Here is an 11452-nt window from a genome sequence, read left to right as displayed (position 1 = left end):
TTTCAGGGCTGCCGCAGGTTACGGCCCGGTCCGGCCGCAGAACCGAAGAAGCCGGACTACGCCGGCATTACATCGTCTCAATGACGAAGCGGCCGTTGGTATAGACGCAGATATCACCCGCGATAGTCATGGAGCGGCGGGCGATTTCCTCGGCGGAGAGTCCGTCCACCGTCATCAGCGCGCGCGCCGCGGCCAGCGCATAGTTGCCGCCGGAGCCGATGCCGATGATGCCGTCCTCGGGCTCCATCACGTCGCCCTGACCGGTGATGAGAAGGGAACGGTCCTTGTCCGCCACGGCCAGCAGCGCCTCCAGGCGGCGCAGGTAGCGGTCGGTGCGCCAGTCCTTCGCCAGCTCCACCGCGGCGCGCTCAAGCTGGTCGGGGAAGCGCTCCAGCTTCGCCTCCAGGCGCTCCAGCAGGGTGAAGGCATCGGCAGTGGCGCCGGCGAAGCCGGTCAGCACCTTGCCGCCGGCAATGCGGCGGACCTTGCGGGCATTGTTCTTGACGACGGTCTGGCCCATGGAGACCTGGCCGTCGCCGGCCATGGCCACCTGGCCATTCTTGCGGACGCAGAGGATGGTGGTGCCGTGCCAGCCGAGGGGATCGTGTGGTGTGGTATTCATGATGGGTGCCATATGAGGCGCCCCATGTGGCGATCCAGCCCCGCCGTTACAATCGGGGCGTTCCGCCGGGGCGGAGGACGCCCCATCTGCGGGGCGTGATGGGTTCGGATCAGCATGGGCGCCGTGCCTCAGGGCCGCAGATGAGCGCGCCGCCAGGGGGCGCATGAGCGCCTCCGTCGAGCCGCGACTGGGGTCGCGCATGGACGTTTCCGCCGCCAGGCTGGCATCGCCGGGCGGTGCCAGGCAGCCGCGCCCGCCCTCCCTCGGGCCCGTTGGACAGAAGCGCCGGCCGGGCCGGCGCCGGCCGGGTTGGCGCGGCCCGGCCCCCCGCCCCCCCCCCCCGGCGGCCCGGTGGCCCCCACGCGCGGCCGGGCCCCCCCCCGGCCGGGTTGGCGCGGCTTGGCCCTGGCCTTGTCGTTGCTGCTGCATCTGGTGCTGGGCTGGTGGCTGCTTTTCGGCTTCGAGCGGCGGCCGGTGCAGGAGCCGGCGGCTCCCTCCGCCATGGATGTGGTGTTCGAGGGCGGGTCGCCAGAGGAGATGCCCGCTCCGCCGGAGAGCACGCCCTCGCCCCTGGAGCCGCCCGAAGCGGCAGCCCTGCCAAGCTCCCCCAGTATCCCACCACCCGTGGAGGCCCCGCCGCTGGCCGAGGCACCGCCCGCGCCGCCGGCCCCGCCTCCCCCGGTCGCACCTCCTCCAGTCGCACCGCCCTCGGCGCCGCCGCTCGCGCAGCCGGTTCCGCCCCCCCTGGCGCAGACGGCGCCAGTTCCGCTGCCTGCCCTGCCTGCCCCCTCCGAGTTGTCGCTGCCCCCGCCACCACCACCGGCCGAAACAGCGGAGCGGACGGAGACAGCAGCGCTGCCCTTGCCGCCTCCACCCGCGCCCGTACCGCCCCCCGCCCCGCCGGAAACAGTGCTGGCGCGCCCGGCGCCGCCGCAGCCGGCCCAAAGGCCTCGGCCTGCCTCGCCCTTTGCGGGGGCACTTGATCTCAGCCAGGGGCCGCCGATCTCGCTGGGCCGGCCGGTAGCCCCCCCGCGGTCCTCGGCTCCCGGGTCGTCGAGCGCTCGGCGGGACAGGCAGGCGGCGGAGGCCATGACCTCCGGGCAGGCGGATGCGCCGAACGCGCAGCTTCGTATCCGCGGCGCGCAGCTCGGGGCGGATTGGCGGTCGGCTTTCATGGCTTGGCTGCGGCAGCACGGCTACTACCCGCGCCAGGCGGTTGAGGCGGGAGAGGATGGCACGGCGATCGTGCGCTTCACCGTGGACCGCAGCGGGCGGGTCAGCGGGTTGCAGCTGATCGGACGGTCCGGGTCCATCTGGCTGGATGCCGGGGCGCAGGCGCTGCTGCGGAATCAGATCGTACCGCCCTTTCCGCCAGATACGCGGGAGGACAGCGCGGAAATTGACCTGACGATCAACTATATCCTGCGGCGGCGCTGAGGGCGTGGCGCCGCCGCCCGGTACATCCTCTCGGGAAGGTCACCAGTCTCCGCGAGGAACAACGCCTGTGGCGCCCCGCTTCCGCAACCCGTGTTGTGAATGGCCCGGTCAGGCCAGGGTTGCCACCCCGTGGCATGGCAGCCATGCCGCCCGGCCCCCCGGTGCATCCGCCGCCTGATACCCCAAATAGGGCCGGACTGCCGGCCCGGAGGCCGGCGCGAAGACCGCATGAAGGATTACGCTTTGTCCACCGACAACTCGGCCAGCCCGCTGTTCCAGCCCATTACTATCGGCGCGCTCGACCTGCGGAACCGCATCGCCATGGCTCCGCTCACCCGCAGCCGCGCCGGGGCTGGCGATGTGCCCCGCGCCATGGCGGCCACCTATTACGCGCAGCGTGCCTCGGCCGGCCTCATCATCACCGAGGCTACCCAGGTCAGCGACACCGCCAAGGGCTATGCCTGGACGCCGGGCTGCTACACCGACGCCCAGGTCGAGGGCTGGCGCCGCGTGACCGATGCCGTGCATGCGAAGGGCGGGCGCATCGTCGTGCAGCTCTGGCATGTCGGCCGCATCTCCCATCCCTCGCTGCAGCCGAACAACGCCCTGCCGGTCGCGCCTTCAGCCGTGACGCCCAAGGGCCAGGCCTTCACTGAAACCGGCTTCCAGCCCCATCCCCAGCCGCGCGCGCTGGAGGTGCTCGAGATCGAGCGGATCATCTGCGACTTCGCCAACGCCGCCGGGGCTGCGCGCCGCGCGGGCTTCGACGGCGTGGAGATCCATGGCGCCAATGGCTACCTGATCGACCAGTTCCTGCGCGACGGCAGCAACAAGCGCACAGACCGCTATGGCGGCAGCATCGAGAACCGCACCCGCTTCCTGCTGGAGGTGGTGGAGGCCGTGACGCAGACCATCGGCGGGGAGCGCACGGGCCTGCGCCTCTCTCCCGTCACCCCCGCCAATGATGCGAGCGACAGCAACCCCTTCCCGCTTTTCCTGCATGCGGTGGAGCAGCTGAACCGCTTCAACCTTGCCTATCTGCACATGGTGGAGGGCGCGACCGGCGGGCCGCGCGACATCGTGCCGGATTTCGACTTCGGCGCGCTCCGGCGCGCGTTCCGCGGCCCCTACATGGCCAATAATGGCTATGACTTCGCCATGGCGGATGCCGCGCTCCGCGAGGGCCGTGCCGATCTCATTGCCTTCGGCCGCCCCTTCATCGCCAATCCGGATCTGGTGGAACGCATGAAGACTGGCGCCCCGCTGGCGGAGGGCGACAAGGGCACCTTCTACGGCGGCGACGAGCACGGCTATATCGATTATCCCGCGCTCGCCGCGTAAAGCGGCGATGTGCCGCCTCGCGCTCTGAAGCTTGCGATATCCGGGGGAGAAGATTCTCCCCCGGATATCAGACAACTCACCCTTCGCTGCGCCTCACGGCTGGACATTCCGCACCCGGTACCGCCACACGCTCGCCGGCGGCAGGTTCCACGGCGTCCAGGCCTCCCGCTTTGCGCTCAGCCCCAGCCGCTTCCAGGGCAGCGGCGAGGTCACGCAATAAGTGTAGAGCAGGAAGCCCAGCCCCGGCGCCACCGCTTCCACCGCGGCCACAAAAGCCCGTTGCCGTTCCAGAGGCAGCAGCACCAGCGGAATCCCGCAGATCACCGTTCCTACCTTCATGCCCGCCGGCAGCAGCCGCGGCAGGGCGAAGGCATCGCCGGTGATCACCCGCACCCCCGGCAGGCTTTCCCGCAGATGCTCCGCCATCTCCGGTACGATTTCCACCACGACCAGCCGTTCCGGCGGCAGCCCGGCACGCAGCAATTCACGCGAGACCGCTCCGGTTCCCGCGCCCAGTTCCACCACGCAGGCGCCGTTATCCCAGCGCGACAGCCGCGCGATCCGCTGCCCCAGCGCGGGGGAGGATGGCACCACGCTGCCCATCTGCAGCGGATTGCGTGCCCAGCGTTTGAGAAACAGCCCGAACCCGCCACCCTGCCGCACCGGCGCCGGCCGCCGTGTCATTCCATCCATTACAAGACCCCGTCCGGAACAGGCGCCACGCCAGGCACCGAAGGAAGCGGCACCAACGCCTCGCGGAAGCGCGCGGTGCAGGCCGCCCAGGAAAACCGCTCCGCATGGGCGCGGCAGGCGGTGCGATCCGCGCCCAGGGCCCGCAGGCAGGCCGCATACAGGTCCTCGTCGAGGGCGCCCACGGGCGCTTCCCCGATCACATCCACCGGCCCGCTGACCGGATAGGCCGCCACCGGCGTGCCGCTCGCCAGCGCCTCCAGCAGCACCAGGCCGAAGGTGTCGGTGCGCGAGGGAAAGACGAATACATCCGCTGCGGCGTAGCTGGCCGCCAGCACGCCGTTGTCGCGGTATCCGGTGAAGACAGCCTCTGGGAACTGCCGCTGCAGCGCCGCGCGCTGCGGCCCGTCGCCCACCACCAGCTTCGTCCCGGGCAGGTTGAGGGCGAGAAAGGCGGCGATGTTCTTCTCCACCGCCACGCGCCCCGCATAGAGGAAGATGGGGCGCGCGAGCCCGGCGAAGAGGTCCTCGTGGCCCGATACGGCGTCCGGCCGGAATCGCTCCAGATCCACCCCGCGGGACCAGCGGCGCATCCGGCGAAAGCCGCGCGCCGCCAGCTCCCGCTCCAGCGATCCCGTGGCCACCAGCACGGCATCCGCCGCCGCGTGGAAACGCCGCATGGTCCCCCAGCTCCAGGAAGGCGGCACCCCGATGCGGGCGTGCAGATATTCCGGGAAGCGCGTGTGGAAGGAGGAGGTGAAGGCCCAGCCGCGCTGGCGGCAAAGCCGCCGCATCGCCCAGCCCAGCGGTCCCTCGGTCGCGATATGCACGGCCTCTGGCGCGAAGCCGTCCACCAGGGACCGCAGGCGCCGGCCGGGCAGCACCGCCAAACGGATTTCGGCATAGCCGGGAGCGGGGAGGGAGCGGAACGCGGCCGGCCCGATCACCTCCACCACATCGCCGCCGGCGCGCAGATGGCGGATGACCGTTTCCATCGTGCGCACCACACCGTTCACCTGTGGGTGCCAGGCGTCCGAGACTATAAGAATACGCAGCGTCAGGACCCTGCTGCGCGCTTGCCGTCCGCGGCGATCGCCGCGCGCACCTGCTCGGTCACCTCCGCAGGCGTGGCGGTCGCGGCCGCCGCACGTCGCGGCCGGAAGAAGGACAGGCGCCGCTCCGCCGCCCAGTCCACCAGCGCGAAACGTCCGTCCGGATGCTCCACCAGCGCCGTGCAGCTTTCCACCCAGTCGCCGTCATTCATGTATTCGACGCCGCCGATCCGCCGCATCTCGGCGTGGTGGATGTGGCCGCACACCACGCCATCGAAGCCGCGCCGCCGCGCCTCCAGCGCCAGGGCTTCCTCGAACCGGTCGATCGCCTTCACCGCGCCCTTCACCTGGCGCTTCAGCCATTGCGAGAGCGACCAGTAGGGATAGCCAAAGCGCCGCCGCACCAAGTTGAACAACCGGTTCAGCTCCAGCGCCGTGTCATAGGCCCAGTCGCCCAGCAGAGCGATGAACTTGGCATAGCGCACCACGCTGTCGAAGGCGTCGCCATGCATCACCAGCAGGCGCCGGCCATCGGCGGTGACGTGCTCCGCCTCGCCGGCCAGCTTCACCCCGGCGATTTCCAGCCCCAACCAGTCCCGGAACATCTCGTCATGGTTGCCGGGGATGTAGGTCACCTCCGTCCCATGCCGGGCCATGCGCAGCACCAGGCGGATGACCTCGTCATGATGCGGGTCCCAGTACCAGGATTTGCGCAGCCGCCAGCCATCGACGATGTCGCCGACGAGGTAGAGCCGCTCGCATTCCAGATCGCGCAGGAAATCCGCCAGGAAATCCGCCCGGCATCCCCGTGTTCCCAGATGCACATCCGAGAGGAAGACACTGCGGTAGCGTCGCGTCGTCTCGGCGTGGTGCATCCCAACCCCGTGGATCCGTGCAGCCGCGCAATAGACCCGCCGCAGGGACACCACTGTGAACAGGAGGTGACCATCGCGCGACATGGTTGCGCCAACCGGCCCGCAGCCCTAGCGCCCAAACCCCGGCCTGCGCCGGACGTTCCCTCGTCACACGCATGGGAGAACCCTGCCATGAGCGACATCGCCCCCACCGGTATGGACGACGCCGCCCGTCCCGAGAGCGGCCGCCGCCTCATCTCCGCCGACAAGGTCGAGGGCACCGCCGTCTATGACCGCGTCGGCAACCGCCTGGGCACGGTCGAGGACCTGATGATCGACAAGATCTCCGGCCGCGTCGCCTTTGCCGTCATGTCCTTCGGCGGCTTTCTCGGCATCGGCGAGCAGCACCACCCGCTTCCCTGGTCTGTCCTGACCTATGACACCACCAAAGGCGGCTATGTGGTGGACCTGACGCGCGAGGAGCTCGAGGGCGCGCCGGCCTATGCCTCGACCGACAATGTCGACCTGAGCGACACCCATGGCCGCCGGGTCTATGACTACTACAAGGCCCAGCCTTTCTGGCTGGATGTGTCGTAGGATCACGGGCGCGCAGCGCCCTGACAACCCACTTCCCCCCGCCCGCGATCCGGCCCAAAACGGCCCGAGCGCAGGCGGGGGCAGCACAGCATGACCAGCATCGGCATCCTCGGAATCACCGGCCGCATGGGCCGTCTCCTGACGGAGGAAGTGGCCGCGGCCGGCGCCAAGCTGGCCGGCGGCACCGCCCGCCGCGGCGATGATTGGCCCAGCGACCCCGCCGCCCTGGCCCAGGTCTCGGACGTGCTGATCGACTTCACCAATGCCGAGTCCGCCATCGCCCATGCGGACGCCGCGGCCCGTGCGCGGAAGCCGCTTATCCTCGGCACCTCCGGCCTCAGCGCCGCGCAGGAACAGGCGGTGACCGATGCCGCGGCGCATATCCCCATCGTCTATGCAGCCAATTTCGCGCCCGGCGTGAACCTGGCCATCGCCATCGCCGAGCGCCTGGCCGCTGCCCTGCCGGCCGAGACCTATGACGCCGAGATCGTCGAGACCCATCACCGCCAGAAGGTGGACGCCCCCTCCGGCACCGCCATTGCCCTGGGCCGCGCGGTGGCTGCCGGCCGTGGCATGACGCTGGAGGAGGCCGGGATCGAGTCCGGCCGCGACGGACACACCGGCCCACGCAAGACGGGCACCATCGGCTTCGCGGCGCTGCGCGCCGGTCAGGTAGTCGGGGAACATACTCTTCTCTTTGCTTCGGGCGCCGAGCACATCGCCCTCACTCACCGTTCCTTCGACCGCCGCGTCTATGCCACGGGTGCGGTGCGGGCAGCCCTCTGGGCGGTCAACCAGCCTCCGGGCCTCTACGGGATGAAGCACGTCCTCGGCATGGGCTGATGGAATTCGCTCGGCGCCAGCAGCTTCGACGCCTCTCGCCTGGGGCGAACTTCCCGCCGGAATTCCCCGCGGTATCGTTGCCTGAAACGCCTTCCTGTAACCAATCGAGACGTCAGCAAACCCATCACCGCGCAGCGCGTTCCGCCGCATAAAGCCCCCAGGTGGAAATCCCGGGGGGCAGGAACGCAGGAACGCAACATGCAGCCCACATCCCGTCGCAACCTCGCCCGGCTTCTTCCGGCCGGCGCCGCCCTCCTTGCCGCACCCGCCCTTCTCCGCCCGCGCCCGGCTCAGGCTGCCACCGCGGCCGAGATCGGTGCCGAGGTCAACGCCGCCCTTGTCCGGCTGCGGGGGATGGAGAACATCCGCCCGCTCTTCAGCCAGGCCCGCGCGGTTCTCGTCTTCCCCCGCATCATTCAGGGCGGCTTCGTCGTCGGCGGCCAGTATGGGGAAGGCGCTCTTCTCCGCGGCAACGCCATCTCCGGCTACTACAACATCGCCGGGGCTTCCTTCGGCCTTCTCATCGGTGCCCAGGCGGCCGGCCTCGCCATGTTCTTCATGACTGACGAGTCCCTGAACGCGCTCATGCGGGCGGATGGCTGGGAGATCGGCACCGGCCCGACCGTGGTGGCGCTGGATCGCGGCCTGCAGGCCAACATCACCGCCACCACCCTGCGCGAGCCGGTCTACGCCGTCACCTTCAACCAGCAGGGCCTGATGGCGGCCATTGCCCTCAATGGCACCAAGATCACCCGCATCAACCCGTCCTGATCAGCACCCAAAACCCGGAAAAGGGGGCTAGGGGCCGGGGGAGAGCTTTCTCCCCCGGCCCTTTTCAGTCGAACGGATCGGCGGAGGACAGCACCGTCGCCTCTGACCGCCAGAAGGACCAGGCGAACCCCAGCGCCACGGTGGCATTCCAGTTCTGCCGGTGCAGCGGGCTCTCCTCATTCGCCGCGCTCGCGAAATTCTCCACCCGGCCGCCGCCGACAAAGGAGATCTGCTCCGTGATCGGCACGCGGTAGGAGAACTGGAGGCGGGAGCCGAGATAGCCGCCCTTGGCGCGATAGGCGGGGCGGTCCGGCAGCGCGTATTGCGGAGCTACCTCGTAGAAGTAGCGGTGCAGCCGCTCCGTCGCGAAGATCGGGCCGACACCCACGCGCAGGCGGGCGCCGGGAAGACCGGTATTGCGGTCCTCGAAGGCCAGCTCAGGCGAGAAGACGAAGCCACGGTAGTGCACGGAGGTCAGGTCGCTGGAGAAGACGGCGCGGACCGGCAATTCCAGGTTGATCCGCCGGGGGTGGGTGGGATCGCGCCAGAAGGTCAGGCGCAGCGCCGGGCCGACCTCGCCCTGCCAGTCCAGATCCGGCATGCCGCGGCGCGCGCGGTTGTCATCGGAGGAGGAGGGGAAGGCACCGGAGAAGGAAAGGTCCAACCCTATCCTTTCCCCGCGCAGCACGCGGCCGCGCACACCCTGGTCGTCGGCGCGTAGCACCTCGCCCCGGTAGATCAGATAGGGCACAGCGATGCCGCGGAAATGGTTCTGGTCGGCGGCGGGGTAGTCGGGCAGCCAGCCGCCGCCGCCGGCCACGCCGGCCTCAAAAACCGGCAAGCGCACCTCCTGCGCCACCGCCGGGGCGGAAAGCAGCAGCATGGCGAGAAGGAGGCGCCTCATGCCATGCGCTCCGCCAGAAGCAGCACATTGGGGAAGGGGGTTCCGGCCCAGCATGGCGCCACTGTGCAACGAAACCCTCTTTCCTCGAAGCGGGCGACCACGGCATCGACCGGCATGGGCTTCACCGCCGCGCCGTCCCGCCGCAGCGCGCGGCCCGCATGTTCCATCGCCATGCCAAAGGCGCTGCGCCAGCCGCGATCCGGATCGAACAGCCGCATCACGATTCGCCGCCGCGCGGCGCGCGCCATTCCCTCGAGCACCGGCACCTGCGCGCCATCGGGAAGCTGGTAGAGCACATCCGCCATCAGCGCCGTGTCGCCCGCCGGCACCTCTGCCCGGGACAGGTCGGCGGCGACGAAAGTGGCGGGAAGGCCTCGCGCGGCTGCGTTGGCCTCCGCCACCTTTCGCCTGTCCAGGTCCAGCCCGGTCACGCGGCTGGCTCCGCCCGAAAGCAGCAGCGCCAGGCCGAGCTGCCCACGGCCGCAGCCCAGATCCACCACATGCCCCAGGCCTCCGGCGCGGGCGGCATAGGACAGGATGGCGGCGGTGGCGGGATCGCGGCGGAGCTTCGACGGCACGAAGTTCCGGGTAAAGCGGGATGCGCCGTCATAGCGCCGCGTCACCGCGGGTATCAGCGCGTCGAGGTCAGGAGGGGAAAGCGGCAATCCGTCCGGCATTCCCCCAGAATGCCCGGCACATGAAGATACGGCAACGTAACCGAGCCCCACCTCTTCCCCCGCCCGGCCCGCGGGGGCACCCTTCTGGCCGGAAACGGAGAGGAGGCGCCGCCATGGCCGAGGACGAGTTGATCCATGAGGTGAAGGAAGGCGGGATCCTCCTCACCACCCTCAACCGCCCGAAGGCGATGAACGCCTTCACCTTCGCCATGTATGAAGGCCTGGCAGCCAAGGCTGCCGAGATCGGAACGGACCCGGCCATCAAGGCCTGGATCATCACCGGCGGGGGCGAGAAGGCCTTCGCCGCCGGCACCGATATCAGCCAGTTCACCAGTTTCACCACGGCCCAGCACGCGCTGGACTACGAGGAGCGGATCGGGCGCGTCCTCTCTGCCATCGAGGACTGCCCGAAGCCCACCATTGCCGCCATCAACGGCGCCTGCACGGGTGGCGGCGCGGGGGTGGCGGGCGTTTGCGACATCCGCATCGGCTCGGCCAGCCTGCGCTTCGGCGTACCGATCGCCCGGACGCTGGGGAACACGCTGTCCCTGGGCAACTATGCCCGCTTCTCCGCCCTGCTCGGCCCGGCCCGGCTGCTGGAGCTGATCTTCACCGCCCGGCTGGTGGAGGCGGAGGAGGCCAAGGCGCTTGGCCTGATTACCGAGGTGCTGCCCGACCAGGCCACGCTGCTGGAACGCGCGGAAGCCCTGGCCCGCACCATCGCCGGCCATGCGCCACTGACGCTGCGGGCCGCCAAGACCACCCTCAAGCGCCTGCGCGAGAACGCCATCAAGGGCGCCAATGCCGATGACATGGTGGCCCTGACCTTCACCAGCGCCGATTTCAAGGAAGGCGTCGCGGCCTTCCTGGAACGGCGTAAGCCGGTCTGGACGGGGAAGTAGCGAGGGAAGGTGGGGCCTCCTGACGGCCGGCCGTTAAGGTTTTGGAATGTGGCGCCGGGCGGCCCGAGCGGCCGCCCGGCGCGGTTCCGCCAGCTTATTCCCGGGTCTGGCCTCTCGCGCTTGCGCCCAGTTCGCGCAGCAGGGTGTCCAGGTCGGCCCGGGTGGCATTCTCCCCAACCAGGCTCCGCATGGCCTGCTCGTCTCCCAGCGCCGCACGGGCGATGGCCAGGTTGGTCGCTACCCGGGGCGGCGCGCCGGGCCGCCGGGCGAGCGGCTCGAGAACGTCCCGCGCCTCGGCGAAACGCCCGGCCAGCAGAAGGGAGATGCCAAGATTGTTCGCGGCCCCGATCGCGCCCGGCGAGGCGGCCAGCGCCGCGCGATAGCTTGCCTGCGCCTCCTCATGCCGGCCGAGCAGATCCAGCGCCATTCCGCGCCCATCGAGCGCCGCGGGGTCGTTCGGCTTGGCCGTCAACAGCCGGCCGAAGGTGCCGAGCGCCGCTTCAGCTGTGCCGGCACGCAATTGGATCCGGCCAAGCTGGTTGATCAACGCGGGATCATCGGGGTTCCGCTGGAGGGCCCGCTCCAGCACCGTCTGGGCCTCGGTGATATTGCCTGCCCGCGACAGGGCCCCGGCGAAACGCCCGAGCACCACGGGGTTCCGCGGATCGGCCTCGGCGGCGGCACCATAGAGGGAGAGCGCCAGATCCGGCTGGCCGGAGGCCTCGGCCGCTGCCGCGACCCGGAGCCTGGACGGCACATCCG

The 11452-nt window shown here is 70.1% G+C and carries 13 protein-coding genes; 6 read left to right on the top strand and 7 right to left on the bottom strand.

Annotated elements, in window-relative coordinates; translation table 11 throughout:
- Positions 1-67: 67 nt before the first annotated feature.
- Positions 68-622 carry an ATP-dependent protease subunit HslV gene (gene hslV / locus ACO1BU_RS11255; protein ID WP_424136035.1) on the bottom strand — a complete coding sequence of 185 codons (555 nt, stop codon included), beginning with the start codon at positions 620-622 and terminating at the stop codon, positions 68-70.
- Positions 623-1021: 399 nt separating this feature from the next.
- Between hslV and ACO1BU_RS11250 the strand changes: the two genes are divergently transcribed.
- Complete coding sequence (locus ACO1BU_RS11250; RefSeq protein ID WP_424136034.1) at positions 1022-2059, top strand: energy transducer TonB; 1038 nt, start codon at positions 1022-1024, stop codon at positions 2057-2059.
- A 228-nt stretch (positions 2060-2287) separates the two neighbouring features.
- Positions 2288-3400, top strand: a complete 1113-nt coding sequence (locus ACO1BU_RS11245; RefSeq protein WP_424136033.1) for an alkene reductase — start codon at positions 2288-2290, stop codon at positions 3398-3400.
- A gap of 93 nt (positions 3401-3493) precedes the next feature.
- Here ACO1BU_RS11245 and ACO1BU_RS11240 read toward each other — a convergent pair whose 3' ends face one another.
- From ACO1BU_RS11240 to ACO1BU_RS11230, 3 genes are read right to left on the bottom strand one after another with little or no spacing between them, the layout of a single operon-like run.
- Positions 3494-4084: a class I SAM-dependent methyltransferase gene (locus tag ACO1BU_RS11240; RefSeq protein WP_424136032.1), complete on the bottom strand. Its 591-nt coding sequence runs from the start codon at positions 4082-4084 to the stop codon at positions 3494-3496.
- Between the two features lie 8 nt (positions 4085-4092).
- Positions 4093-5145: a glycosyltransferase family 4 protein gene (locus tag ACO1BU_RS11235; RefSeq protein ID WP_424136130.1), complete on the bottom strand. Its 1053-nt coding sequence runs from the start codon at positions 5143-5145 to the stop codon at positions 4093-4095.
- Between the two features lie 2 nt (positions 5146-5147).
- The gene (locus tag ACO1BU_RS11230) at positions 5148-6017 is read right to left on the bottom strand and encodes a UDP-2,3-diacylglucosamine diphosphatase (protein WP_424136129.1); all 870 of its coding nucleotides are present in this window, start codon (positions 6015-6017) and stop codon (positions 5148-5150) included.
- Positions 6018-6188: 171 nt separating this feature from the next.
- On the opposite strand from ACO1BU_RS11230, the gene ACO1BU_RS11225 reads away from it, so the two are divergent.
- From ACO1BU_RS11225 to ACO1BU_RS11215, 3 genes are all read left to right on the top strand, one after another.
- Positions 6189-6593, top strand: coding sequence for a PRC-barrel domain-containing protein (locus ACO1BU_RS11225; protein ID WP_424136031.1), 405 nt, complete (start codon positions 6189-6191; stop codon positions 6591-6593).
- A gap of 90 nt (positions 6594-6683) precedes the next feature.
- Positions 6684-7436, top strand: a complete 753-nt coding sequence (gene dapB, locus ACO1BU_RS11220) for a 4-hydroxy-tetrahydrodipicolinate reductase (RefSeq protein WP_424136030.1) — start codon at positions 6684-6686, stop codon at positions 7434-7436.
- A 198-nt stretch (positions 7437-7634) separates the two neighbouring features.
- Entirely contained in the window at positions 7635-8207 is a 573-nt protein-coding gene (locus tag ACO1BU_RS11215) for a lipid-binding SYLF domain-containing protein (RefSeq protein WP_424136029.1), read from the top strand.
- A 64-nt stretch (positions 8208-8271) separates the two neighbouring features.
- Here ACO1BU_RS11215 and ACO1BU_RS11210 read toward each other — a convergent pair whose 3' ends face one another.
- Together ACO1BU_RS11210 and ACO1BU_RS11205 are read right to left on the bottom strand one after the other, a co-directional pair.
- Positions 8272-9111, bottom strand: a complete 840-nt coding sequence (locus ACO1BU_RS11210) for a MipA/OmpV family protein (protein WP_424136028.1) — start codon at positions 9109-9111, stop codon at positions 8272-8274.
- Positions 9108-9788, bottom strand: coding sequence for a methyltransferase domain-containing protein (locus ACO1BU_RS11205; RefSeq protein ID WP_424136027.1), 681 nt, complete (start codon positions 9786-9788; stop codon positions 9108-9110). Before ACO1BU_RS11205 ends, ACO1BU_RS11210 begins: the two co-directional genes overlap by 4 nt.
- A gap of 113 nt (positions 9789-9901) precedes the next feature.
- Between ACO1BU_RS11205 and ACO1BU_RS11200 the strand changes: the two genes are divergently transcribed.
- The gene (locus ACO1BU_RS11200) at positions 9902-10690 is read left to right on the top strand and encodes an enoyl-CoA hydratase (protein ID WP_424136026.1); all 789 of its coding nucleotides are present in this window, start codon (positions 9902-9904) and stop codon (positions 10688-10690) included.
- Positions 10691-10784: 94 nt separating this feature from the next.
- Here the strand turns inward: ACO1BU_RS11200 and ACO1BU_RS11195 are convergent, their stop codons facing one another.
- Positions 10785-11447 carry a tetratricopeptide repeat protein gene (locus ACO1BU_RS11195; RefSeq protein ID WP_424136025.1) on the bottom strand — a complete coding sequence of 221 codons (663 nt, stop codon included), beginning with the start codon at positions 11445-11447 and terminating at the stop codon, positions 10785-10787.
- Positions 11448-11452: the final 5 nt, after the last annotated feature.

The organism is Roseomonas chloroacetimidivorans (assembly GCF_049629625.1).
Taxonomy (GTDB): Bacteria; Pseudomonadota; Alphaproteobacteria; order Acetobacterales; family Acetobacteraceae; genus Roseomonas; species Roseomonas chloroacetimidivorans.
This window is presented reverse-complemented; position numbering and strand designations above follow the sequence as displayed.